General features: G+C 52.1%; 30 protein-coding genes. 8 read left to right on the top strand and 22 right to left on the bottom strand.

From position 1 onward, the window contains the following. The first annotated feature begins 11 nt into the window (after window positions 1-11). From atpG to WC562_03070, 4 genes are all read left to right on the top strand, one after another. Window positions 12-872, top strand: a complete 861-nt coding sequence (gene atpG / locus WC562_03085) for an ATP synthase F1 subunit gamma (GenBank protein MFA5055143.1) — start codon at window positions 12-14, stop codon at window positions 870-872. Between the two features lie 16 nt (window positions 873-888). Next, window positions 889-1,137 carry a transcriptional repressor gene (locus WC562_03080; GenBank protein MFA5055142.1) on the top strand — a complete coding sequence of 83 codons (249 nt, stop codon included), beginning with the start codon at window positions 889-891 and terminating at the stop codon, window positions 1,135-1,137. A 67-nt stretch (window positions 1,138-1,204) separates the two neighbouring features. Continuing rightward, on the top strand, window positions 1,205-2,599 hold the full coding sequence (gene atpD / locus WC562_03075; protein MFA5055141.1) for a F0F1 ATP synthase subunit beta: 1,395 nt from the start codon (window positions 1,205-1,207) through the stop codon (window positions 2,597-2,599). 32 nt (window positions 2,600-2,631) lie between these two features. Continuing rightward, a complete protein-coding gene (locus WC562_03070; GenBank protein ID MFA5055140.1) occupies window positions 2,632-3,057 on the top strand; it encodes a F0F1 ATP synthase subunit epsilon in 426 nt (141 codons plus the stop codon). Between the two features lie 14 nt (window positions 3,058-3,071). On the opposite strand, the gene WC562_03065 is transcribed toward WC562_03070, so the two are convergent. The 4 genes from WC562_03065 to rpsP form a co-directional block, all read right to left on the bottom strand. After that, window positions 3,072-3,740 (bottom strand): redox-sensing transcriptional repressor Rex, encoded by a 669-nt coding sequence (locus WC562_03065; GenBank protein ID MFA5055139.1) that lies wholly within the window; start codon window positions 3,738-3,740, stop codon window positions 3,072-3,074. A 95-nt stretch (window positions 3,741-3,835) separates the two neighbouring features. Next, the gene (gene rimM, locus WC562_03060) at window positions 3,836-4,330 is read right to left on the bottom strand and encodes a ribosome maturation factor RimM (protein MFA5055138.1); all 495 of its coding nucleotides are present in this window, start codon (window positions 4,328-4,330) and stop codon (window positions 3,836-3,838) included. Window positions 4,331-4,348: 18 nt separating this feature from the next. Further along, on the bottom strand, window positions 4,349-4,576 hold the full coding sequence (locus WC562_03055) for a KH domain-containing protein (GenBank protein ID MFA5055137.1): 228 nt from the start codon (window positions 4,574-4,576) through the stop codon (window positions 4,349-4,351). Between the two features lie 48 nt (window positions 4,577-4,624). Further along, window positions 4,625-4,993, bottom strand: a complete 369-nt coding sequence (gene rpsP / locus WC562_03050; protein MFA5055136.1) for a 30S ribosomal protein S16 — start codon at window positions 4,991-4,993, stop codon at window positions 4,625-4,627. Window positions 4,994-5,090: 97 nt separating this feature from the next. Here rpsP and nfi point away from each other — a divergent pair, with 97 nt between their 5' ends. The 3 genes from nfi (at window position 5,091) to WC562_03035 (ending at window position 8,167) form a co-directional block, all read left to right on the top strand. Then, window positions 5,091-5,759, top strand: a complete 669-nt coding sequence (gene nfi / locus WC562_03045) for a deoxyribonuclease V (protein ID MFA5055135.1) — start codon at window positions 5,091-5,093, stop codon at window positions 5,757-5,759. Between the two features lie 119 nt (window positions 5,760-5,878). Then, window positions 5,879-6,923 (top strand): peptide chain release factor 2 gene (prfB, locus tag WC562_03040; GenBank protein MFA5055134.1). Its coding sequence is split into 2 segments (ribosomal slippage): window positions 5,879-5,890 and window positions 5,892-6,923, totalling 1,044 coding nucleotides; the frame shifts between segments, so codons are not numbered across the junction. 2 nt (window positions 6,924-6,925) lie between these two features. Continuing rightward, window positions 6,926-8,167, top strand: a complete 1,242-nt coding sequence (locus WC562_03035) for a peptidase MA family metallohydrolase (GenBank protein MFA5055133.1) — start codon at window positions 6,926-6,928, stop codon at window positions 8,165-8,167. Here WC562_03035 and WC562_03030 read toward each other — a convergent pair whose 3' ends face one another. From WC562_03030 to WC562_03015, 4 genes are read right to left on the bottom strand one after another with little or no spacing between them, the layout of a single operon-like run. After that, window positions 8,168-8,806: a CDP-alcohol phosphatidyltransferase family protein gene (locus tag WC562_03030; protein MFA5055132.1), complete on the bottom strand. Its 639-nt coding sequence runs from the start codon at window positions 8,804-8,806 to the stop codon at window positions 8,168-8,170. Window positions 8,807-8,843: 37 nt separating this feature from the next. After that, a complete protein-coding gene (locus WC562_03025; protein ID MFA5055131.1) occupies window positions 8,844-9,968 on the bottom strand; it encodes a glycosyltransferase family 4 protein in 1,125 nt (374 codons plus the stop codon). Further along, a complete protein-coding gene (locus WC562_03020) occupies window positions 9,965-10,801 on the bottom strand; it encodes a PHP domain-containing protein (protein MFA5055130.1) in 837 nt (278 codons plus the stop codon). The genes WC562_03025 and WC562_03020 overlap by 4 nt, the downstream gene beginning before the upstream one ends. 14 nt (window positions 10,802-10,815) lie before the next feature. After that, window positions 10,816-11,886, bottom strand: coding sequence for an inositol-3-phosphate synthase (locus WC562_03015; protein ID MFA5055129.1), 1,071 nt, complete (start codon window positions 11,884-11,886; stop codon window positions 10,816-10,818). A gap of 45 nt (window positions 11,887-11,931) precedes the next feature. Between WC562_03015 and WC562_03010 the strand changes: the two genes are divergently transcribed. Next, window positions 11,932-12,603 (top strand): histidinol phosphate phosphatase domain-containing protein, encoded by a 672-nt coding sequence (locus WC562_03010; GenBank protein MFA5055128.1) that lies wholly within the window; start codon window positions 11,932-11,934, stop codon window positions 12,601-12,603. Window positions 12,604-12,635: 32 nt separating this feature from the next. Here WC562_03010 and WC562_03005 read toward each other — a convergent pair whose 3' ends face one another. From WC562_03005 to WC562_02940, 14 genes are all read right to left on the bottom strand, one after another. Further along, window positions 12,636-12,776 (bottom strand): DUF5679 domain-containing protein, encoded by a 141-nt coding sequence (locus tag WC562_03005; protein MFA5055127.1) that lies wholly within the window; start codon window positions 12,774-12,776, stop codon window positions 12,636-12,638. Window positions 12,777-12,858: 82 nt separating this feature from the next. After that, entirely contained in the window at window positions 12,859-13,773 is a 915-nt protein-coding gene (truB, locus tag WC562_03000) for a tRNA pseudouridine(55) synthase TruB (GenBank protein MFA5055126.1), read from the bottom strand. Then, a complete protein-coding gene (rbfA, locus tag WC562_02995; GenBank protein MFA5055125.1) occupies window positions 13,739-14,098 on the bottom strand; it encodes a 30S ribosome-binding factor RbfA in 360 nt (119 codons plus the stop codon). The genes truB and rbfA overlap by 35 nt, the downstream gene beginning before the upstream one ends. Next, entirely contained in the window at window positions 14,098-15,951 is a 1,854-nt protein-coding gene (gene infB / locus WC562_02990) for a translation initiation factor IF-2 (protein MFA5055124.1), read from the bottom strand. The genes rbfA and infB overlap by 1 nt, the downstream gene beginning before the upstream one ends. 9 nt (window positions 15,952-15,960) lie before the next feature. Continuing rightward, on the bottom strand, window positions 15,961-16,254 hold the full coding sequence (locus tag WC562_02985; protein MFA5055123.1) for a YlxR family protein: 294 nt from the start codon (window positions 16,252-16,254) through the stop codon (window positions 15,961-15,963). 55 nt (window positions 16,255-16,309) lie between these two features. Further along, window positions 16,310-17,962 (bottom strand): transcription termination factor NusA, encoded by a 1,653-nt coding sequence (nusA, locus tag WC562_02980; GenBank protein ID MFA5055122.1) that lies wholly within the window; start codon window positions 17,960-17,962, stop codon window positions 16,310-16,312. Window positions 17,963-18,556: 594 nt separating this feature from the next. Continuing rightward, complete coding sequence (locus tag WC562_02975) at window positions 18,557-20,257, bottom strand: proline--tRNA ligase (GenBank protein MFA5055121.1); 1,701 nt, start codon at window positions 20,255-20,257, stop codon at window positions 18,557-18,559. A 12-nt stretch (window positions 20,258-20,269) separates the two neighbouring features. Next, window positions 20,270-20,428, bottom strand: a complete 159-nt coding sequence (locus tag WC562_02970; protein MFA5055120.1) for a hypothetical protein — start codon at window positions 20,426-20,428, stop codon at window positions 20,270-20,272. Window positions 20,429-20,559: 131 nt separating this feature from the next. Then, on the bottom strand, window positions 20,560-21,657 hold the full coding sequence (locus tag WC562_02965) for a hypothetical protein (GenBank protein ID MFA5055119.1): 1,098 nt from the start codon (window positions 21,655-21,657) through the stop codon (window positions 20,560-20,562). Window positions 21,658-21,760: 103 nt separating this feature from the next. Then, window positions 21,761-22,360: a YqaJ viral recombinase family protein gene (locus WC562_02960; protein ID MFA5055118.1), complete on the bottom strand. Its 600-nt coding sequence runs from the start codon at window positions 22,358-22,360 to the stop codon at window positions 21,761-21,763. Window positions 22,361-22,552: 192 nt separating this feature from the next. Then, window positions 22,553-22,807, bottom strand: coding sequence for a Smr/MutS family protein (locus WC562_02955; GenBank protein MFA5055117.1), 255 nt, complete (start codon window positions 22,805-22,807; stop codon window positions 22,553-22,555). A gap of 301 nt (window positions 22,808-23,108) precedes the next feature. Beyond that, the gene (locus tag WC562_02950; protein ID MFA5055116.1) at window positions 23,109-23,507 is read right to left on the bottom strand and encodes a HEAT repeat domain-containing protein; all 399 of its coding nucleotides are present in this window, start codon (window positions 23,505-23,507) and stop codon (window positions 23,109-23,111) included. A 29-nt stretch (window positions 23,508-23,536) separates the two neighbouring features. Further along, window positions 23,537-23,782, bottom strand: coding sequence for a type II toxin-antitoxin system Phd/YefM family antitoxin (locus WC562_02945; protein ID MFA5055115.1), 246 nt, complete (start codon window positions 23,780-23,782; stop codon window positions 23,537-23,539). A gap of 1 nt (window position 23,783) precedes the next feature. Further along, window positions 23,784-24,071: a type II toxin-antitoxin system RelE/ParE family toxin gene (locus WC562_02940; GenBank protein ID MFA5055114.1), complete on the bottom strand. Its 288-nt coding sequence runs from the start codon at window positions 24,069-24,071 to the stop codon at window positions 23,784-23,786. Between the last annotated feature and the right edge of the window lie 40 nt (window positions 24,072-24,111).

Below are 24,111 nucleotides of genomic sequence, written 5' to 3'. Positions count from 1 at the left end.
AAAGGTAGAAGATGGCAACTATTCGTCAGATCAACCGCCGGATAAAGAGTGTACGCAATACCTCCAAGGTTACCAAGGCCATGGAGATGATAGCCGCTTCCAAGATGAGGCGCGCTCAGGAGCGCACGCTGGCCTCGCGTCCGTATGCGGAGAAGATATGCCAAGTGCTTGCGGACCTCGCGGCGCAGACGCGTGTGGGCGAGGAGGGGCATCCTCTTCTCATTAAGAGGCCGGTGAATAAGATTGCCGTTATCCACATAACCCCGGACCGCGGCCTTTGCGGCGGGCTAGTCGCAAACGTGAATCGCAATGTTGCCAGGTTCATCATGGACCACAAAGGCACGCCAGTCGCCAACGTGGCTGTGGGGCGCAAAGGAAGGGATTTCATGCTGCGCAGCGGACAGCAGGTGCGCGCCGAGTTTATAAACATGTCCGATAAGCCATCGGTCTCCGACATTCTGCCTGTAGCCCGCATCGTGGTAGACGATTATTGTGCCGGGCTGGTTGATGAAGTGTATATCTCGTATACACAATTCGTGAATACGGTGTCGCAGAAACCGGCTATTGTTAAACTGCTCCCGATAGAGCCTGCCGTGTTCGAGGCCGGCAAGAATAATGAATATATATATGAACCAACGCCGCAGGAAGTTATGTCCGAGTTGCTGCCCAGGTTCATTGAGATGAGCCTTTATCATTCCCTGTTGGAGGCCATCGCTAGCGAGCAGTCGGCACGCATGGTGGCTATGCGTAACGCTACCGATAACGCGCACGAGCTTATCGGCGAACTAACGCTTAAGTACAATAAGGCAAGACAGGAAATGATTACAAAGGAGCTACTGGACATAGTAGGCGGAGTAGCCGCGCTGGAATAGGAAACGGAGATTTGTCTTGGTAAGGCAGGCTGATCCCAGTACGGAATTGGTGAGTATATTCAAGAAGAATGCCGAACGTTATTTTACGTTCGAAGAGATATCGCGGGAACTGGAGGATAGAGGCGTAAAGCTGTCAAAGGACCGGCTGCATAAGATACTGGACGCGCTGGAGGCATGGCGGAGAATCCAAAGGGAGGAAGGCGTGGGAGAGGGCCGGTATACATATTATGATACATTGGATTTCGGTTGCCCGCGCAGGCCTTAGCGCAAGGCGGGCGGGATTAAAAAATAAAATCAAGTAAGGTATTTACCAAGGCTGTCAGGAGGTTATCGTGGCAAAAGGAAAGGTCGCTCAGGTTATTGGCACGGTGGTAGACGTGGAGTTTCCTCCGGATTCACTGCCGGGGCTTAATAACGCTATTGAGATACAGATGGGCAAAGAGAAGATGGTGCTTGAGGTACAGCAGCACGTCGGCAATAACTGGGTGCGCTGTCTCTCCATGACTCCGACCGAGGGTTTGCAGCGTGGCGCTGAGGCGGTTGATACAGGCGCTCCGATCAGCGTGCCGGTTGGGCGTCCCGCGCTGGGCAGGCTGTTCAATGTTCTCGGCGAGCCTTTGGATGAGTTGGGCGATGTAAATGCCCAGGAGAAATGGCCCATCCATCGACTTCCCCCGTCATTTCAAGAGCAGGAGACCTCCATTCAAATATTGGAGACCGGACTCAAAGTCGTTGACCTGATTACACCATTCACAAGGGGCGGAAAGATCGGAGCCTTCGGAGGCGCCGGCGTAGGCAAGACCGTGGTCATCCAGGAGCTTATCCGCAACATCGCCATGGAGCATGGAGGCTTCTCCGTATTCGCCGGAGTAGGAGAGCGCTCCCGCGAAGGCAACGATCTCTGGTACGAAATGAAAGAGTCCGGCGTGCTGGCCAAGACCGTGCTCGTCTTCGGGCAGATGAACGAGCCGCCGGGCGTGAGGGTCCGGATTGCCTTTACCGGGCTGACCATGGCAGAGTATTTCCGTGATGTTGAAGGGCAGGACGTCTTGCTCTTCATCGACAATATATATCGTTATACACTTGCCGGTATGGAAGTGTCCGCGCTTCTCGGGCGCATGCCTTCAGCGGTAGGTTATCAGCCGACTCTGGCCACGGAAATGGGCGAGCTGGAGGAAAGGATTACCTCAACCAAGAAGGGTTCAATTACGTCATTCCAGGCTATTTACGTGCCTGCCGACGACTATACCGACCCCGGCGTATCGACGACGTTCGGTCACCTCGACGCGGTGGTAGCCCTGGAACGTTCGATCGCCGAGCAGGGCTTATATCCCGCTGTCGATCCGTTAGCCTCAAACTCCCGAATCCTCGACCCCAAGGTGGTCGGCGATGAGCACTATGAGACAGCCCGCGGCGTGCAGCGCGTGCTGCAACGCTACAAGGACCTGCAGGATATCATCGCAATTCTCGGTATGGAAGAGCTCTCGGAGGAGGACAAGCTCATTGTGAAGCGCGCGCGTAAGATCCAGCGCTTCCTGTCCCAGCCTATGTTCGTTGCCGAGCAGTTCACAAGCATACCCGGCAAATACGTCCCGGTCAAAGAAACAGTTCGCGGCTTCAAGGAGATACTTGAGGGCAAGCACGATGATCTTCCGGAGCAGGCGTTCCTGATGGTAGGTACGATCGACGAGGCGGTGGAGAAGGCGAAACAGTTGGCCGGCGATTAACCGTTGATATTTATAGTAGGTGGTGAAGGCCTTTGGCTAAACTGAAATTTGAGATAGTCACAGCAGAGCGGGTGGTTTACTCGGAGGAAGTCGATATGGTTATCGCCCCCGGCGTCCAGGGAGAGCTTGGCATCCTTCCCAGCCATGCGCCGCTGCTTACGACACTTAAGCCCGGCATGCTTATGGTGCGTTGTGGCGGTGAAGAAGTGGCTATGTTCGTGAATGGCGGCTTCCTTGAGGTAATGCAGGACAAGGTCATCGTCTTGGCTGATGTCGCCGAGCGTGCCGAGGAGATCGATGTAGCTAAGGCCGAGGAAGCCAAGAGGCAAGCCGAAGAAAGTCTGCGTAAGAGTGCGTCTTCGGTAGATATAGCCGCCGCAGAGGCTGCGTTGCGAAGGTCGTTGATGCAACTCAAAGTGGCCGAGTACCGCCGCAGGAAATCAAACAGGCCCCAGTAATCTCCGCAGATATGTCATGGTCTGGACGTTGTAGAGGAGGGCCAGTTTCTACACCCTGACGTTAGGCAGTAGGTCATGGTCTGTAGTGCGAACATAGGGTCTACTCTTCTCACCCGGACGTCAGGCGGCACGGTAGCAGCTACAGGATAGTAACTGAGGATTGCTTTTATTCCGCATTGTACCAGAGAATCCACCGCTTTCTGAACCTGTGTTGGAGGAACGGCTACCACACCTATTCTTATATCTTTCTGTTGCACGGCTTGGGCTAACTCGCAGACGTCCTGGATGACAACCTTTCCCATCTTCTTCCCGACTAACTGGGGATCGATGTCGAATGCGGCTACAATCTTGAAGCCGCGCAGTGCGAGGTTGCCGTAGTCCAGAAGCGCCTTCCCGATTTTTCCCACCCCGATAAGCGCCATATTCCATTCCTGATCAAGCCCCGTTATCTTTCGCAGTTCTTCAGACAACGTTTTAACATGGTAGCCTTTACCCTGCTTGCCGAATCTGCCGAAGTAGCTCAGGTCTTTTCTAATCTGGGCCGGGGTCATCTGGAGCCTGGCGCCCAGCTCCTGCGAGCTCACTACTTCAATTCTCTCCTCGGTCAGCAGGGAAAGCATGTAAAGATATGTTGGGAGACGGAAGATCACCACCTCCGGTATTTGCGACTGTACGTTAGCCATTTCTGCCCTCGGTTAAATTATTGACCGTGAAATTAAATTCATAATAGAAGTTTGTTCAGTCATATTTCTGTTGTGACTGCAATAGATCAGCCTTACTATATGAGGCCTTTCATTAATTCTATTATAATACAACCCTTATCGATATCGATCGACTTTACCACTTCGTCGGTTGCAGGTATAAGGAACTTCCCTGTATCGGATGAGATTTCATAAACATCATTGCTGCCGGTCGATATAATATCTGAGACCCGGCCCAGCGGTTTGCCTGCGGTGCTGAACACGTTCAGTCCGATTATTTGGAAACGGTAATATTCACCTTCCACCAGAGGATGTAGCTGGTCGGAAGGTATCTCCAGGAACATTCCGCGTATTGCTTCAGCTTTATCCCTGCTGTCGATTGTTGATATCTTGAGGATGAACACGTTGCCATGTGACCTGCTGGATTCTATTGTTACTGACGAATTCCGGAGATATACCGTCTCGCCGCGCACAAACCGCTCGGAGAAGTCGGTCATCGATTCAACCTTTACCTCTCCGCGAATGCCCCAAGGGGCAAGAACCCGGGCAATCGGGATGAACTGGGGATTCATGATCCTAAATGTGGATTGTTAAATTACCACTAGTTCCACGCGGGTATTCTGCTTTACAGCTACTACGCGGAGCAGCGTGCGCATTGCCTGAACCACGCGGCCTTGCTTGCCGATGACACGGCCCATGTCATCCGCATGTACCTGGAGCTTAAGGAGCACCCCTCCCTCGCTTCTCTCCTCGGTCACCACGACGTCATCAGGATTGTTCACGATGGATTTCACAATGAACTCAATAAGCTCTTTCATGTGCTTCTCCTTTGCTCGTTTCTTCGATCCCTTCTTGGGGAAGGGTCGTTAGCTTGCGTTCTCAGCTTTGGTCTCAGTATCGGCTTCCGCCGCCGGCTCTTGAGCGGGTTTTGCGTCGGCTTGTCCCTCTGATTTCTCAGCCTTGGCAGGCTGCTTAGAGAAGTTTATTTTAGGCATTTCCGTTATTCCGGCCTTGCCTAGCAGAATGCTGACCCGTTCTGTTGGCTGAGCTCCACGGCTGAGCCATTGTCGAGCTTTCTCTTCGTCGATGACGATAGTAGCTGGTTCCGTACGCGGGTTGTAGTGGCCTATGATTTCGATGAAATCGCCGTCTCGCGGCGACTTAACATCAGCGACTACCAAACGGTAGCTTGGCTGTTTCTTTTTCCCTACGCGGCTTAGTCTGATCTTTACCATGTCGTTTTTACCTCTTAACGTTGCTATTATCATAGATTACTCGCCGTGTGTCAATGGGCGGGTTGTCAGCCTTCGTAGCAGGGGCTATAATTCCGATGTGGAAGTGCGTGACATTCATCGATGGGACGTGAGTGTCGCCGAGGCAGTGGAGATTCAGCGCGGCCTTGCCGGCAGGGTGGTGAAAAAGGGTCGACTCGACGCTGTTGAGCTTATCGCCGGTGTCGACATCTCCGGCGCGAACAGCAGCGGCGTTTCGCGCGGAGCAATTGTCGTGCTGCGGTATCCGTCGCTGGAGTTGGCGGAGCGCAGTGTGGTTACGATGAAGGCGGAGTTTCCCTATGTCCCGGGCTTGCTGTCGTTCCGCGAGATGCCTTTGATAATCGCCGCGTGCAGGCAATTGCGCGTAAAGCCCGATCTCTTCATCGCCGATGGTCAGGGCATCGCTCATCCGCGCCGACTGGGTCTGGCCTCGCACCTGGGGCTTGTTCTGGGTGTGCCCGCAATCGGATGCGCCAAGTCGATATTGTGTGGCAATCATAATGATTTAGGCGATGACCCGGGTGATCGAGCGTTGCTGGTCGATAACGGTGAGGTCGTCGGTGCGGCGCTCCGCACCAAAAGGCGCGTGAAGCCGGTCTATGTTTCGATAGGCCACGGGATCGAGCTCGATGAAGCGTGTCGCTGGGTACTGAATTGCTGTTGCGGATATCGTCTGCCGGAGCCGACGCGTCTGGCGCACCAGGCGGCGTCGGGCGGCAATCGATGATAGTGTTTGTATATAAACCGCCGTTGCATTATCATTGAAGAATAATCGATAAAGGAAGAAGTGACTTGCAGGAACAACGCAATAGGCTTGAGGAACTGGCGGCGCAGGTTTCCCATGTAATGGTGCGTCTTTGACATCGCGCAGAAAGAGCGGGAGATACAGCAGATCGAGATGGAGGCGTCCGATCCTGTGTTCTGGCAGGACCAGGGACGCGCGCAGTCCGTCATGCGCCGCCTCGGCGATCTGAAAGGACAGGTCGAGGGCTGGAAAGGCCTGGAACGCAAGATAAATGATTTGTTGGGCCTGGCCGAACTCTCCGCGGAAGAGGAAGAGAGCTCGCTTCAAGACGACATAGCTTCCGAGACTGACAAGGCCTACGCACAGTTCGAAGAGATGGAAGTCGAACTTATGCTGGGCGGCGAGTATGAGAAAGGCAACGCTTTCCTCGCGGTTCACGCCGGCGCCGGCGGCACGGAGGCTCAGGATTGGGCCGAGATGCTCCTCAGGATGTATCTGCGATGGGCGGAGCGGCGCGGTTACAAATCAGCTATAGTAGATTCTTCTCCCGGCGAGGAAGCCGGTATCAAAAGCGCACTTATCGAGGTCGACGGCCTTTACGCCTATGGCTACCTCAAGGCTGAACGCGGCGTGCATCGTCTGGTGCGCCTTTCTCCTTTCGACAGCTCACATTCCAGGCACACTTCATTCGCGCTAGTCGAGGTGATGCCCGAGGTCGATCGTGACGTCGAAATCCAGATAAATCCCGATGATTTGCGTATAGATTTGTTCAGGGCCAGCGGCCATGGCGGCCAGTCCGTTCAGAAGACAAGCAGCGCGGTCAGAATCACGCATATGCCGACGGGCATCGTGGCGGCGTGCCAGAATGAGCGTTCCCAGTACCAGAATAAGGAAATAGCAATGAAGGTGCTGAAGTCTCGTTTACTTGAGCTGGAGCTGGAGAAACGCGCCGAGGAGCAGGCCAGGCTCAAAGGGGAGCATGTAGCCGCGGGGTGGGGGAATCAGATCAGGAGCTATGTGCTTCATCCCTACAAGATGGTCAAAGATCACAGGACGGATTATGAGACAAGTAATCCTAACGCCGTCCTAGATGGCGACCTGGATGATTTTATCTATGCGTATCTCAAACATACTATAGGAAAATAATGATGAAGTATTGTTTTGCCCTGGTATTGTTAATGCTTGTGCTTATGCTTGTTCCTTCAGGGCTGGCTTATGCCGACAGTGGTATCGAAGTAGTAAGCAGCGATGCTAATTCTGATTTTCCCTACAGCATCACCTTCAGCCTCGAGGCTAGAGCATCGGTGGATATCGTGGACATAGATATCGAGTGCCGGGTTCTTCAGCGCAGCCTTGTGCCCGTCACCTGCCGTAATGAAGTGGAGTTCGATGCCGGCGGATACGTGACGGCTATCTGGGTCTGGGACATGCAGGATACGGGCGGTGTGCCTCCAGGAACGGAGATAGAATACCGCTGGCTTATCGAAGACGCTTCGGGGAATACATATACAAGCCCTTACTACACGGTAATATACGATGATTTACGCTACAGCTGGCGCAGCATAGCGAGCGGCGATATAACGTTGCGGTGGTATGAGGGCGATTCATCGTTTGCCCGGCAGCTTCTCGATGCGGCCGGCGAAGCAGTATCCAGGCTTTCCACCGAGTTCGATGTGTCGCTGGATCAACCGGTTAGATTTTATATCTACGCTGATTATGGGGATTTGCAGGGTTCTCTGGTGAATCCCGATGTATGGACCGGGGGAGTTGCTTACCCTGCTTACGGCGCTATCATGATAGGCATAGAGACGGACAATCTTGATTGGGGCAAGAGAACGGTAGCACACGAACTGGGTCATTTGATAATAGGTGAACTTGTTTATGGGCCTTTCGGCTGGCTTCCTACCTGGCTCGATGAGGGCATCGCAATGAATGCCGAAGGCGAATTATCTGATAATTTTCAGGATCGTCTTGACCAAGCGATATCGAATGATACCCTTTTCTCGGTGCGCAGTATCGCCAGTTCTTTCCCATCCGATTCGGATGAGGCCGTTCTGTGCTATGCCGAGAGTCACAGCGTCGTAAAATTCCTCGTAGATCATTACGGTAGCGAAAAATTTCTTGGTTTGCTTGATGTGTTCCGGCAGGGAAGCACCGGTGACGAAGCATTGTTGCAGGTTTACGGTTTTGATACGGATGGTCTGAATGAGGCCTGGAGGGCGAACCTCGGGTTGGGGCCTCAGCCTACAGTAACACCTACGCCTACAGCGTCTCCGGACGACGATGAATTTGTATTAACCGCTCCTTACATTGCGCTGATGTCTATCGTAGTAGTACTTTGCGTGTTAACGGTCTTCTTAGGATTTACCTTTATGCGCAGGTGGCGGTGATTACTTGTGGGCTGGCGCGCTGGGTTTATTTCTTTTCAACCAGACATAGACCAGTCGATGCACAGCGGTGAAATTGGTGCCTATCGCCAGAATCCATAGGGTATACAGCATTACTTTATCCTGCTGGTTTGGTATGGCGCTGAGCATCAAGCCCAGAGAGAGGAGACCTATCCTCATAGTCCTTCTGAAAATGCCTACCTCGGCGTCCAGATTTAAACCCTCGGCGCGCGCTCTCACGTAGCTAACCAGTATGGATCCTACGATTGTAGCAAATATAAGCAAACATTCCGTCTTATAGAGGATATCGGGCCGGCTGGCGTAGTACCAGAGCAGGCCGAACAGGACTACGCCTTCCGAATAACGATCCAGGGTTGAATCCAGCAAAGCGCCGAACTTGGTGACCCTGCCCGTCATACGGGCTACCGCTCCGTCCAGAAGGTCGAAGATACCGGCGGCGAGAATCAGTATTCCGCCGTATACGAAATATCCCTGTGCTACAAGCCATGCCACGCCGAAGTTGATGCAGAACCCGAAGATGGTGAGTGTATTGGGGCTTACGCCTGTCTTTCCCACCAGACGGCCTACAGGTTCGGCAAGTTTATGTGCCGTATCGCTGAGAAATTGAGCTGGTTTATTCATATCGATTACGATCTAATGCATCGGGTCGGCAATGCAATTACTTTCCACATTTTAACTCATTGTGAATATAAATGTAATATTCGTTTATCGTTTTAGCGACATTTGGCCAGCTGTAGCGTTCAGCCTTTTCAAGGCCGCGCGCGCCCATCTCGCGGCGTTTTCGCTCATCTTTCAGCAGGTTAATTATGGCTTTGGCCAGCGCGGTAATGTCTTTCGGCGGCACCATGAGTCCTTCGACTTCGTTGCTTATCAAGCTGGCGTATCCATCGATGTCCGATGCCACTATCGCCCTGGATGCAGCCATGGCCTCGAGTAATATGATGCCGAAACTCTCGCCCCCTGTTGCCGGAGAGCAAAAGACGTCGCATGTCTGATAGTATGCGGGAAGATCATCGTTGGGAATATAGTCGGTAAAAACAACGTCTTCAAGAGCCATTTTTCTTGCCATAGGTTCATATTTTTGTCTGGTTTCCGGGCCGGCTATAACGAGGCGTGATTGCGGGACCTCCCGTTTTATCAGCGGGTAGGCCTCTAGAAGGAAATTGAGCCCTTTCCTCTTCTCAGCGCGGCCGACGAAAAGTATGTTCATTTTGCCGTCGCGCAGCTTCTCGATGGGAGGCAGCGGTGTAGAGAAGCGTAGAAAATCTATTCCGTTGGGTATGATGCTGTATTCGGCGGGGAAATATCTGCTGATGAAAAGCCTGGCGGGCTCGGAGACGGCGATTCTGCCGTGCAGTCTATCGAAAGCGCCCTGAAACAGCGGGCTGATGAGATGGTATGGGATCCTTGTCTTCTGGAAAGCGTGAAAAGTGCCGATGTTTACGGCTTTCGAATGGCGCAGCACAGTCAGGGTCAGTGTAGAATACAATGGATCGTGCAGATGAATGATATCGAACTTCTCCCGTTCCAGCACCTCTTTTACCGGCGATGAAAGCGTAGGCGACAGTGTAATCCTGGCAATGGAACCGGCTGACGGTATGGAAACAGGCTTGCCTATGGGTATTATATCTTTGTTCTCCAGTGAGGCGCTGCTGCCGGAGTAAGACGCTATTATTTTTACCAGGTGGCCTGTTTTTTGGAGCTCTTTATATAGGAAGGTGATATGGTTTGCCACGCCGCCCGGATGGGCAAAGTCATATGGGCAAACGAGCGCTATCTTCATTTTCTCAGAGACCTGGTAGCATTTTTGATTATGCCACGAAAGAAATAACTCCGGCTTTTTCTCTGCTGTTTGAGTATCTGCCCGATGCCGATTTCAAAATAGCTCGGAGTATGTCCTTTCATAGGAATAGTCGTCCGTTCCAGAATGCTTCTGCGGAAATCCTCTGCGGTGCGGCCGGGAAACAGGGTCAGGCCGCTGCCTATCGAGATGAGGAAGTGTGCATCACTGCCGCCCGTTTCGGCCAGCTTATACTTCTCGTTGATCTTTTTTGCTCTGTGATTGGATATACTGCCCATTATCGTGGCGTTCATGGTCTCTATGCCGTCGAAGTAAACTCCCGGCTCGCCCGCGTTCATAATAGAGTCGAAGTCTCTTTGATTTATGCTCTCGCTGAACGGGCTCATCGGATGCGGCGCGATGCATAGGCCGCCCTGTGCATGAACGGCTGAGATGATGTCCGTGAGGTGTTGATTGTTCTCTACCGGCTTCTCCATGAATAACGCCAGCAAATGGCCTTCCCTTGTATTGATTTCCATGCCGACTATGATTTCGAAAGGGTAGTTACGCTTTGCGGCCAGTTCCCGAGCTTCATATCCGCCGGATATCTCTCCGTGGTCTGTTATGGCAATGACGTCCAGGTCGCCTCTTTCCGCCACGAATTCAAGGATTTCGATTATGCCGGCCATGCCATCGCTTACGTTGCTGTGTATATGAATGTCCGCCACCCCAAGCCCGTTTCTGCCTGCCGTATCCTGGGGCAGCGGGTGCGTTTTCTTTTGCTTGCCTACTTGGTCCTTCTCTAAGGTAGAGGTGCCGAAAATATGATTGTGCATGGTAATATTATTTACTACTTGCCCGCAATGTACTCTTCAGTCACCCTTCTGGCCTCGGCATCCGTATATTGTATGGGAGGTGATTTCATGAAATATGATGAAGGGGCGGTGAGAGGTCCGGAGATGCCGCGGTCCATTGCCAACTTGCAACATCTCAGAGCGTCAATGACCACTCCGGCGGAGTTGGGGCTATCCCATACTTCCAGTTTTGCTTCTACGAGCAGAGGTACGTCGCCAAAAGTGCGTCCTTCCATTCGAATGTGACAGAATTTTCTGTCTTCGAGCCATGGCACATAATCGCTCGGGCCTACATGTATGTCCTTCTCCGGCAATTTGTAGTCCAATTGTGACGTTACCGCGTTTGTCTTGGATATTTTCTTGGATTCCAGTCGTTCACGCTCCAGCATATTGAGGAAATCCGTATTGCCTCCGAAATTAAGCTGATAGGTGCGTTCAAGCTTAACGCCGCGCTCTTTAAAAAGGTTGGTCAGAATGCGGTGCACGATGGTCGCGCCAACCTGACTCTTGATATCGTCTCCTATCACGGGAAGGCCGCGATCCTTGAAGCGTTCCTGCCAGTATTTCTCGCGTGCGATGAAGACCGGAATGCAATTGACAAATCCGCAACCCGCAGTCAGAACCTGTTCGATATACCACTTGGTGGCTTCTTCACTGCCGACGGGAAGATAGTTGAGAACGACATCGGTCTTAGTGGATTGCAGTATTTCAACGATATTCGCCGTTGGTCCGGGTGCCTTGGTGATTACTTGCGATAGGTACTTACCAAGGCCGTCGTGCGTCATGCCGCGGACTACTTTAACGCCTGTCTTGGGCACCTGGCAGAATTTATGAGTATTGTTGGGGGCGGTGTATATCGCTGTGGCCAGGTCTTTTCCTACTTTGTTCTTGTCGATGTCGATAGCGGCTACGAACTCGATATCACTGATGTGGTAGCCCCCCAGGTTCACATGCATCAGCCCTGGTATCTGTTCGCCATCTTTGGCATCTTTATAGTAATGTACTCCTTGCACCAGGGAAGAGGCACAATTACCAACACCGATGATCGCTACATTTATCTTGCTCAAATCTTTCTCCTATCCTATAATAGCATTTTAGCGCGGAGGTTAGTTATGCTATCTGATTTTCACACCCACACTCTTCTCAGCGACGGTTCCCTTTCTCCACTGGAATTAATATATCGTTCCCTGAGTAATTCTTATACAAACATCGCAATTACCGATCATGCCGGCCTCGGCTATCTCGACCGCGTCGTTCGAGAGATTGCCTCCGATTGTGCACTCGCTAGAGATAAGTGGTCCATCAACGCGATTCCGGGTGTAGAACTTACATATGTGCCTCCTGCCGCAATCCATGACGTCGCAAGGCGCGCTAAAGAACTCGGTGCGTGGTTGGTTATAGTCCACGGCGAAACCATAGTCGAGCCGGTGGAGAAGGGTACTAACAAAGCAGCGCTCCTGTGTCCATACGTTGACATTTTAGCACATCCGGGCCTTATCACGAAAGAGGAAGCGCAACTGGCTGCTTCAAACGGGATTTATCTTGAAATCAGCGCCAGGAAGGGGCATTCTCTCACAAACGGCCATGTCGCTCGATTAGCGCGGGAGGCAGGGGCAAAACTTCTCCTTAATTCCGATGCTCACGATCCGGGCGACATAATGACGCCATCTTTCGCACGACAGATAATCGCGGGAGCCGGTCTCAGTGAAGCCCAGTGCGATGAGATCATGATTACCAACGCTCAATCCGTGGTAGATGCCCTTGTGGATAAGAAGCTGCGTTGAAAAAGCTTTCCCGGATGTTTTAAATTCTGTAACTAGGCCTTCCCGATGCGAAAGACTTTAGTGCCGCACTTCGGACAGAGGCCTTTGGTCGCCGGCCTTCCGTTCTTAAGAGTAACCTTCTGCGCGTTCTTTACTTCGATTTTCTTTCTGCATTTAAAACAGTATGCCTGCATTCGGTTCACCCCCTTTAAATCCTGTTGCACTATAAACCCAATCTAAATACGTGTCAAGTATTTTATTATTGGAAGCATTATTCTATGCATCGTGAAATACTTTTTGCGGTTGCCATACCGCCTTATCCGGCAGGTAGCTCATTATTGCAAGGAAACGTCCGTCTCTTGAGTAAGCGCGGCAGCGGGGTTCCAAATTATCGACGGAGCATGGGATGTCACGGCCGTTCAGAATGGCGAGTTCCTGTTCTCGGTCTACTATTACTCTCTTCCAGTCGCAGATCACGATGTCCATAGGATACAGCAGTTCTCGCCAGCTTTCGTTACTGAAGGCGTTCTCAAGCTGCTGCAAGTCGATGCTGTCCTTGATGTCGAAAGGCCCGTACTGTGTGCGCGTCAACTGAGAAATATGGCCTCCGCATCCCAGAGATTCGCCTATATCGTGGGCGATGGAGCGGATGTATGTCCCCTTGCCGCATTCCACCTCGATGATTATAAAAGGCGGATTCCAGTCGAGGAGTTCAATGCGGTATATAGTAACCTCCCTCGCATCCGTCTCGACTTCTAATCCCTCGCGGGCCAGTTCATACAGGCGTTTCCCCTGCCGTTTCAGCGCGCTGAACGCGGGCGGCTTCTGCATAATTGTTCCTGTTAGGGTTGGGAGCAGTCCGTCGATTTGGTTTCTAGTTACATATGATGGATCTTTACGATGTATCGCCACGCCCTCTCGATCGTAGGTGTTGGTGGATATACCAAGCGTTATCTCGGCGACGTAGGTTTTGCGGTGTTCCATGATGAAGGAGCTCATCCTGGTCGCCTGTCCCAGGCATATCGGAAGGACGCCGGTAGCTATAGGATCGAGCGTGCCGGCATGGCCGACGCGGCGCTGTCTGCTGAGATGCTTAACAAAAGAGACAATATCCTGTGAGGTTCTATTCGGGGGCTTGTTGATGTTTAGGATACCGTTAATCGTTGCCGCTGTGTTCTTCTTTGCTGACATTTCCTAATAAATCGAGTATGCGAGCACCTTGCTCGATGGATTCGTCCTTGTAGAAGATTAACTGAGGGGTATGTCGCAGCGACAGCCGTCCTCTCAATTCGCGGTAGAAGAAGCCGCCCGCCGAGTTCAGTCCGTCCATGGCATTTTTCTTCTCTTCGTCGCTGCCCATGATGCTGATATAAACCTTGGCGAATTGCAGATCAGGTGTCGTTTCCACGTGTGTTATGGATAGAAGACATCTCAGGCGCGGATCCTTGGCCTGACGGATGAGGTCGCTCAGCTCTTCCCGTATAAGGGTGTTTAAGCGTTCGATGCGTCTGCTCATTACTTGGCTTTCTTGACATATGACTCGATAATATCGCCCTGCTCAAATGCTGTGAATCCTTCAACTCCTATGCCGCATTCAAATCCGCTTGTGACTTCTTTAACGTCGTCCCTGAACCGTTTCAGGCTGCTGACGCTGGAGTTGTAGATGTTGGCGCCTTTGCGCAGAACTCTGACCATCGAGCCTCTCGTGATCTTACCTTCGATGATATAGGTCCCGGCCACGGTCCCTGCCTTTGTGGTGAATACGGCACGCACCTCGGCGCGTCCCTCCACCACGTCGACGTAAGTGGGCTCCAGCAGGCCTTTCATCGCCTTCTCAACGTCATCCACTATATGGTAGATGATATCGTATGAGCGCATATCCACGCCTTCCCTGTCGGCGAGCTTGACTGCTCCCATCTCGGGGTGCGCGTTGAATCCGATGATGATTCCCTTGGAAGCAAGGGCCAGCAGGACATCCCCTTCCGTGATGCTGCCGCTGTCGGCATGGAGTATGTTGACTTTCACCGCTTCCGTATTCAAGCGCTCCAGGGAGGTCTTTATCGGGTCGATGCTGCCTTGGACGTCCGTTTTGAGTACAATATTCAGTTCTTTCACTTCCCCTTCGCTCATCTGAGAGAAAAGGTTGCTCAGGCTGATCTGCTTCGCTGCGTTTCTCTCCGCCTTCTTCTGTTCATGGCGCTTCATGGCCAGGGTATGAGCCTCTTTTTCCGTGTTTGTAACGGTGAGAATATCCCCCGCCTGAGGCACGCTGTCCATGCCAAGTATCTCGGCCGGGCACGAGGGCTCCGCTTTTCTGAGGTGTTTGCCTTTATCGTTGAAAATGGCCTTCACTTTGCCCCAGGTATCGCCTACAACGAAGGGATCGCTCACTTTCAATGTCCCGGCTTCGATGAGCACGGTTGCCACGGGTCCCCTGTTTTTGTCCAGCTGTGCCTCGATGACCACGCCCACAGCGCGACGGTCGGGATTGGCCTTCAACTCTTCCATCTCCGCTACGATGAGAATATTCTCAAGAAGCACGTCGATGCCTTCTTTTTTCTTGGCCGAAACGGGCACGCATATCACATTACCGCCCCACTCTTCAATGACCACGCCGTGATCCGCCAGTTGCTGCTGCACGCGCTGCGGATTGGCTTCCGGCTTGTCGATTTTGTTGATTGCCACTACTATTGGCACATCGGCTGCGCGCGCGTGGGCGATGGCCTCGATCGTCTGCGGCATCACTCCGTCGTCCGCCGCCACGACCAGGACCGCAATATCCGTGACCTGGGCGCCGCGCGCTCGCATAGTTGTGAATGCCTCGTGGCCCGGGGTGTCCAGGAAGGTTATTTTCTGGCCATGCACCTCTACCTGGTATGCGCCTATATGCTGTGTTATCTCGCCGGCTTCGGTCGCGGCTACGTTTGCCTTGCGCACGGCGTCGAGGAGTTTGGTTTTTCCGTGATCAACGTGTCCCATGATCGTTACCACCGGAGGACGCGGTTTCAGTAGGATGGGGTCATCTTCCATGAAGTGTCGCGAGCGTTTGCGCTTGGTCGATGTCGCCGATGACGGACGCTTCTCCGCCGCCACATCGAATCCGAAGCCGGTTACCAGAGTCGCCGCCATGTCGAAGTCGATGACCTGATTGATATTGGCCATTATGCCGTTGCGCATGAGATTCTTTATTATATCGATGGAGCTGACGCCGATCATTTCGGATAGATTTTTAACGGTAATGGACGCAGGAAGCTTGATTACGGATTTCTCGTCCTTGACCTTGGAATGCGAGGGCTCCGCGTGTGCGGTTGTCCTAGCTCGTTTACCGGTGCTCCTTCTTGTTCTATTTCTATTTCTATTGGTTGCCATACGACCCCGCTATCTAGACAATGTCTCTCCGAATCGGGACAGCTCAGCTTTCGCTTCTTTACTTATGTTCATTCTCAGCGACAGGTCTAAGCGATCCTTTTTAAGTCCTTTTTCCCAGCAATCTTTTGATTTACAGAGATAGGCGCTGCGTCCCTGCCGCCTTCCCGACGGAGCGATCGCGACGCCGTCGGTTTCATTTCCTGTTAAACGGATCATTTCATTCTGCGGTTTTACCTGGCGGCATCCTATACAGGTGCGTTCCGGCACGTTTTTCCTCTGTATATTTTGTTTCTTAGCATCCATGGACAGCGCTCTGAATATCGTTACGGGATACGGTCAAGGCCCCCGCTCTTAAAAGCTATTTTCTATCTTGCGCTTTAACCTTATCCTGTTTCTTTGGTTTTTTACGGGCCTTACTGGCGCTCTCAACAAAGATATCGTCTTCCAGAATTACGGCATTATTCTCAGCAGCCTCTGCTTCTTTTTGTTCTTCCTCAGAATTAGCATGCAAATCAAGGTGGAAATCATCATCGTATATGGGAATGTCCGTAGCACGGCGCGGCTTGGGCTTGGGCGCCGCCTTCACCACATCCTCTTTGGCCTGGATTTTCTTTCCCTTCCTTCCCTTTTTCTCCGTCTTTACGCCCCTGCCGGGAAGGATGTCCTCTGCGAAGCGTATAAGCGGCTTCTGCGCTCCAACCGGGGAGAAAACCTCTTCCTCTACCACTTCCTCGTATTCGATCTCCGGCTCCTCAGTCTCGAGCGGCTCCGTCTCTTCCTCAAGGGTGATGATATCTACTAATTCTTCTTTGCTCTCTACAGGCGCTGCTTCCTTCTCCTCTATCTTATCGATAGCCTTCGGCTCTGCGGATTTCTTCGCGCGGCCCTTCTTCTTCGCCGACGGTTTCTCTCCTGTTTCGATTACTGCTTCTCCAGGAGCCTCTTTCTCAACCGCGGCCTTTTCCGCCTCGGCTATTGATGTGCTTTTAATATCTATGCGCCATCCGGTGAGTTTGGCGGCGAGCCTCGCATTCTGTCCCTCCCTGCCGATGGCCAGCGAAAGCTGCCTGTCCGGGACCACAACAATGGCGACCTTTTCCTCTTCATTGACACTAACATTTTCAACCTGTGCCGGGCTCAGGGCGTTGGCGATGAAGATGGACGTATCGGCATCCCATTGCACTACGTCAATCTTTTCGCCGTTCAATTCGTTGACGATGTTCTGGATGCGGATACCGCGCAGGCCGACGCAGGAGCCTATGGGGTCTATGCCTTCCTGCCGGGCGAACACGGCGATCTTGCTGCGCTGGCCGGCTTCCCGCGCTATAGCTTTTAGCTCGATCGCTCCCTGATGCAGCTCGGGCACCTCTAGTTCAAGAAGCCGGCGCAACAGGTTACGGTGGGTTCGCGATACCACAACTTGCGGACCTTTCATGGTCCGATGCACTCCGAGGATGTAAACTTTAACCCTCTGGCCGGTGCGGTAATGCTCCGTGCGCACCTGTTCAGCGGAGGGAAGCACGGCCTCCGTTCTGCCGAGGTCGAGAGTGATCTGCTTGGGTTCGACGCGCTGTACGACGCCGGTGACTATCTCGTTCTCGCGGTCCGAGAATTCCTCGAACACGATTTCCCTCTCAGCCTCGCGCAGGCGCTGCAGCACCACCTGTTTCGCGGTCTGCGCGGCGATACGCCCGGCGTTCTGAGGGGTGGCTTCGACTACTATCTCCTCGTCTACCTGTGCGTACTTGTTTATCTTTCGCGCGTCATCAAGCGATATCTCGCGGGTAGGGTCATCTACCTTTTCTACAACCGTCTTTGCAGCGAAGACCGCTACCTGACCGGTTTCCTGATTTATCTTAGCCGATACGGTTTGTGTGGGTGAGAAGTTGTTCTTACGGAAGGCAGAGGCCAGGGCATTCTCGATTGCCTCCAGCACTACTTCCTTGGGCAGGTTTTTTTCTGCAGCGAGCTGGGTTATTGCGAGCATGAATTCGCTTTTTGTCTTACCCAAAGCACCCTCCTAATGAAAAAAGTGGGAAACAAGACCCACTTCCTTCCAGCTCGTTATATCGACATTATTCAAGTCGGGTTCAGGTCGAGCTCAGCCGAAATACTAGTTTATCACAAAATATAGCTTCATGCAATATGAATTCATATAGTGTGTCAAGTTTGGTCAATCGAGGGAGGGGCTATTATGGGTTAAATCCGCTTTGTCGATACCCCCTGCTATCCCCCTTGAAAGGGGGAAACAATATCCGAACCCCCTGGTAGTCCCCCACACTTTGGGGGACGTAAATAAATTAGGGGACACCCCATATCCCCCGGCCCCGATTAATCGGGGCACCTCTTTCTGTAGCTACTCTCTCCCTTTGCAGGGGAGGGGCTAGAGTTCACGAAAACATCTGGTATTGGAAAGACCAGAAAAGCAAATATTCTTTTGGATTGTCATTGCGAGTCCTTCCATGATTAAAGTTGTATGGAAGGATTCCCCGATAAGATTAGGCGGAAGGATGACGTGGCAATCTAGTCGTTTGTGACCCAATACGAAATAGAAAGAGATTGCTTCGCTTCGCTCGCAATGACAATGTGTGAGACGTCGGGCTGGTTATTGCGGGAATAGCATCGCGCGCAGCTTCTCTACCACTCCGTCGAGCGGTAGGATCGTCGCGGACTTCTCACGGCGCTGCTTTACTTCGACGCTTGCGTTCTTGAGCGTGCGCGGGCTTACCACCACCCGGATCGGCATGCCGAGCAGGTCGGCATCGTTCAGTTTCACTCCGGGCGATTCGGTACGGTCGTCGTACAGAACTTCGATGCCGATGTCGGTCAACCCTTTATACAAATTGTCGGCGGCTTTGACCACTTCGGCATTATCGATCGACAGCGGGCAGAGGTAGATGTGGTAAGGCGCGATGGCCACTGGCCAGATGATGCCCTTGTCGTCGTTGTTCTGCTCGATGGCGGAGGCCAGCAGACGCCCCACGCCTATGCCGTAAGTGCCCATTATTATCGGCCGCGAGACGCCGTCCTTATCGAGGAAGTTGGCCCCGAAGCGCTCGGTGAACTTGGTGCCGAGTTTGAAGACGTGTCCCACCTCGATGCCTTTCACCGTCGTCAGCGTCGTGCCGCATTTGGGACAGCCGTCGCCGGCTTTGGCGTTGCCTATGTCGGTGACCGTATCGACTTCGAAGTCGCGCGGGTAGTTGACGTTCTTTATATGCTTATCCGGTTTGTTGGCCCCGGCCGCGAAGTTTGTTCCCAGCGTTATCGACACGTCTCCGATGCGCTTGATTCCCTTCAATCCTATCGGCGATGCATAGCCCGCCACCAGTCCCGCCGCCGCCACTTCCTCGTCCGTGGCCAGGCGCAGCTCGGCGCATCCCGCGGCGTTCTTTAGCTTGATCTCGTTGACCTCGACGTCGCCCCGTATCGATACGATGACGACTTTGCCGTCGCAGTTGTAGAACACGGCCTTGAGCATCTGTGACGGCTTGACGCGCAGGAACCCCGAGACCTCTTCGATGGTTTTAAGCCCCGGCGTCGCTACCTCTTCCATCGGCCTCGGGTCGCCCGAGTCGCTGCGCTGCTTGACGCTCTCGGCCTTCTCCACGTTGGCCGTGTAGCCGCACTTGGGACAGGTGATAATCGTGTCCTCGCCGCTCTCGGCGGTTACCATGAACTCGTTCGATTCCTTGCCGCCTATAGCGCCGCTGTCGGCTTCGGCGATTAGGAAACTCAATCCGCAGCGACGGTATATGTTCTTATAGGCCTCGACGACCTTCGGAAAAATCTCGTTCAGCGATTCGACGTCGGTGTGGAAGCTGTACATGTCCTTCATGCCGAACTCGCGCACGCGCAACAGCCCGCCGCGGGGACGGGGCTCGTCGCGGAACTTGGTCTGTATCTGGTACAGGATCAGCGGCAGGTCGCGGTAGCTCTGCACGTTCTGGCGCACCAGCATGGTTATGATCTCTTCGTGCGTGGGGCCCAGCGCCAGCGTGCGGTCGCGGCGGTCTTTGAGAGTGAAGAGGTTCTGCCCGAAGGCGGCGTCGCGCCCGCTCTCGGCCCATATCTCCAGCGGCTGCAGCGCCGGCATGAGTACTTCCTGGGCGCCGATGGCATTGAGCTCCTCGCGGATGATGCCTTCGATTTTCTGTATCGAGCGCAGGCACAGCGGCATGTAGCTGTACACGCCCGAGGCGAGCTGCTGTATCATGCCCGCCTTGAGCAGAAGCTGGTGGCTGGGGTTCTCCGCCTCCGCCGGCGTCTGCCGGAGCGTCTTGCCGAAAAGCTGCGATACCTTCATAAAATAGTCCTTCTATGTTTCAGCCGTCTCACGTTTTTTCTTTGAGAACAACGCTTTGTAATCCTGGTAACGGAGAATCACCGCGAGCATGAAAATGCCGCCGATGGGCAGCGCAGCCAGGGCTAATATCACTTTGATTGTGCTGATTGGCAGTTTGAGCAGGGTTTTCATGGTGATTATTATAGAGGGTGGATTGGGATATTTCTATGGGGGGAGGAAGTGTGCGTTTGGTGAAGTGAATCATCTCAATTACTAATGGTTAAGCTTACATTTACCGGTTGTGTAGCTTATTCATACCGGACTTAAATGGCGATGTCTGTATAATATTTCTTTTTGAGGGCCTTGTTGACCGAGCTTTTCCCTGTTTCTACTATCTCTGGAAATATCCTTACGTCATTTTCGATATCAGTTCGTATAGAATAAATGGATGAATATTTAAGGGTATCCTCAGATTCTGATTTAAACTCAGGCCCATTACGTATTGCATTAATAATGCTAAGCCAGTGGGAAGATGCCCTAGATTTCCTTCGACCTGTTAAATAAGGGTTAATGTGATCAACAATTTGTAAGTAAGCTAGTGGAGTAGAGTTGAATTCTCTATAGATGAAATTCCTCCGCAGTAGTGAAACTTCGATTTCTTGTCCTTTTCTAAGAATACTTTTCTCATATAACGTGTCTTTATAATCTATCATTGGATCAAAGCTTTTTGAGTATCCTGAGAAAGCTGCAAAGCGCACGATGTTTTGGGCGTATCGATTTGTGCAAAGCATCTTTGAAATATTATTGTCTAAAAAGAGCTTAGGCCCATGTAGATAACGGTTTGCTAAGTATGAGTTAGAAAAAGCGAAGTTTGCAGACAGAACATCTTCTTTCCCTTCCGCGTAGAATTCTCTACGGTATCCCGAAGAGACGATAGTTTTTGCTCCTGGGAAGAAGGCTGCGGCCTCAGTACGATTAATGAATGAATGTAAACGAGCTATTATACCGATGAATTTACGGAGATTTGCAGTTTCTTCAATTGTTCGAGCTTTGTATTTTTTCACAAACTCTCTGTCGTTATGAAAGCTATTTATATCAAAAAATTTATTAATCTCATTTGGTGATATCCCATTTCTAACAAAGTCTCCAATGGATGGCATTAAAAATTGGGGCAAGTCTATGTTAAGAATAATGGAATCATTAGCGCGAAAGTACTGAAATGCTGGGTAGTAATCTTTATAGCTTTTCTTCTCTGTCTCAAGGTATTTTAAAGAATCTACAAGTGTGTGCAGTCTACTAATAGCCTGTTGTCCGATGTTGGTTCTAATATCGGCGTAGCCGACTTCTAGGTGGCTTGAAAAACCGGCCAAGTCTATGATAGCAGTAACACAGTATTTCACTTCGGGGTCCATTTTTTTCACAGTCCTGTTCCCTATACTATTTAGTGCTTTTAATATTAACCACAGAAGCGGTTCTAGTTTACCACAATAATTATTGCCTGACTTGATAAGGCAATCTTGGCGCCTAACCCTTGCGATAGCTCAGCACCCGCTGCCAGAAGGCATGCTCGGCTTCCAACAGTCGTTTGATGTAGCCGTCGTCGCGTCCTACGATGATGTGAACTTCTGGAAGATCGGGCAGGTAGCACCAGAAGTCGATCTCGCGCAGGCCGGTGACGGCCAGTATGTGCTGAAGCTGCCCAAAGTAATAATCGGGAACCCGGCTGGTGGTCGCGGACTTGCGGTACACGCTCTCGCCGCACTTTATCTCGATGACAGTGCTTCCGTCGGGTGTCAGACCGTCGACGCTGGCGCGCATCCACTCATGTTTCATGCTTTGCAGGCAGGCGGCCGGGACGTGTTTGCCGAACCTGCGCTCGTAGCATTTACGCGCCTCCGGCTCAAGCTGGTTGCCGCGTATTATCGCGGCGTTGAGGCCGTTTGTTTTGCCGGTGCATTTCTCTTTCAGCAGGTAGTCGGCGCTCTTCCAAGGGTTTTCGCCCATGATAGCCGGGGCGTCGGACGCGCCTATGCCCTGGCTGCGCCACTCCAGCCATTTGGGGGTGTTCTGTCGCAGGTTAACGATTGTGTAATTGATGCCAGGCATGTTGTTATAGTTTACCACAGTAGTCAATCGGTGGGGTATTCAGTTATTCAACCCCCTGTGTCCCCCAGTCATGGGGGAAATAGAAAAAGGGTAGGGGACACTCCTATAACCCCGGCAGAGGGTGCTCCCTCTGCACACCCTCGTTAGCGTTTTTATTCTTACCTTCTCTTTGTTAAAGAGAGGGCTCAGGGTGAGTTCGTATTCGCGATTTCAGAATTTAAAATGTACAAAAATCCGGCCGCGGTTTTTATCGTCCTTTTCTAAACGATGATACAGCTTCTTTATCTCCGGCTGCATCAAGAATCGAAGAACACGTTTCTTCAGTTGTCCGCTGCCCTTGCCGGGTATGATCTCGACCAGCGGGATACGATTGTCGACAGCTTCGTTTATGACGCGGTTAAGCTCCGAGTCGATAGCGAGGCCTTTGTTATAGATATCGTGCAGATCGAGTTTGATCTTTGCCATTGTGGAGTTCCTTAAGGATTCAACCACCTAAATCTTATATATATATTGGTCGTTAGGTAGGGGCGAACCTATGTGTTCGCCCGCAGCGGGCAGACACGCAGGTCTGCCCCTACGAAATCTCCATATTCCCGGTCCTTCCAAGAGCAGATTCCTTGGAAGGACACCTCTTTTATCGAACGCCCCCTCGGCTTTGTAGCTTCCCCCCTCTTTAATCAAAGAGGGGAACAAGGGGGAGTTCACTCCCGTCATTCCGGCGGATGCCGGAATCCATGGCGGGCGAGACAACCTCGCCCCTACAGTTTTACAACGAATCCATGAAGGTATCGGGGTCTTCTTTCTCTTCGTGGTACCAGGGCTCGGGGTCGATGTCCTGCAGAGCGGTGGCAGCAGCACGGCGCACGATGTTTTCATTGTCTTTGAGCGCATCGTTCAGGGCTGGTATTGCAGGCGCTACTTCTTTCTTGCAGTTTATTCCGATGTTGCCGATGGCGCCTGCGGCGGCGGCGCGAGTCATGGTGTCCCAGTGCTTCAGCATCTCCACGAGCGCTGGTATTGCTTCGGAAGCATCGGGTCCGAGCTTGCTTATGGCTTTGGCGGCGCTGTAACGCACGGCGTTATCTTTGCTTCTAAGCGCCTTACTTAAGCTAGCGATATCGTGCTTGGCAGCCAATTCGTCGATGTTGATTTTGGGTTTGGTCATTCTTCATAGTCCCTATGAGTGAACAATGCTTATTCGCTAACATCCTCCAGCTTCATCCCCTGTCCCAGCTTCAGGCTCTGCCTTGCCTCCGCGATGCGTTTAAGAAAGCGCGGGTCGTGCTCCAACCTGTAATCAAACCAGTCATCTTCCGATTGAAATCCAATGAGCACTCCGGCGGGTTTCCCGTGGCGGGTGATGACTATTTCTTCTTTCTCAGCGAGATGTAAGTACTCCGAGAGGTTGTTCTTTACATTGGCCAGTGCTATCTTCTTCATTTCACTTTCCTGCTCTTTCTAGCCAGGACTCTGCCTCTGACTTTAAGACGATCCCCAGAATTTCAACAGTACCTCCCGACACGTCGTAAAAAACCCGAATCTCATTCACTCTCAGCCTGTATTGCGGTCGTGATATTCCGCGCAGACGCTTGATGCGGCTTTTGCTTTCTTTTGTAGGAGTGTGCCGTAAGTGTTTTTCTATGGCTTCGCGAACGGTTGTGCGCCCGGTGCTTTTTAAGCTGCGCAGGTCTTGAACGGCTTCGGGTGAAAGTACGATTTCGTATCGCATTCTGGCTATATTATAGCCAGAATTGTTTAAGTGGTCAACA

This window comes from Dehalococcoidia bacterium (assembly GCA_041649635.1).
Classification (GTDB): domain Bacteria; phylum Chloroflexota; class Dehalococcoidia; order E44-bin15; family E44-bin15; genus JAYEHL01.
Note: the sequence above shows the minus strand (reverse complement) of the source record. Positions and strands in the feature narration are given on the sequence as shown.